The sequence below is a fragment of the Pseudomonas sp. BJa3 genome, from assembly GCF_026343815.1.
Taxonomy (GTDB): domain Bacteria; phylum Pseudomonadota; class Gammaproteobacteria; order Pseudomonadales; family Pseudomonadaceae; genus Aquipseudomonas; species Aquipseudomonas soli.
Window position 1 is genome coordinate 1 of the sequence record NZ_JAOXMC010000542.1, and the last position, 237, is coordinate 237.

The 237-nt window shown below is 68.4% G+C and carries 1 protein-coding gene; it reads right to left on the reverse strand.

Annotated elements, in window-relative coordinates; genetic code table 11:
- Window positions 1–237: AAA family ATPase (locus OH705_RS28710; protein WP_267303634.1), on the reverse strand; the 237-nt coding region annotated here is incomplete at both ends.

Genomic DNA, 237 nt, shown 5'->3' on the forward strand with positions numbered 1-237 from the left:
GGTCACCGGCCAGTGCCTGGAGCTGCGCCGAGCCCAGGTGGGAGGTCATCACGATCACGGGGTTGCGGAAGTCCACGGTGCGGCCGTGGCTGGCGGTCAGGCGGCCATCTTCCAGCACCTGCAGCAGCACGTTGAACACCTCAGGGTGGGCTTTCTCCACCTCGTCGCGCCGCACCACCGAGTCCGGCTTGCGACGCACGGCCTCGGTCAGGTAACCGCCCTCGTCATAGCCCACCT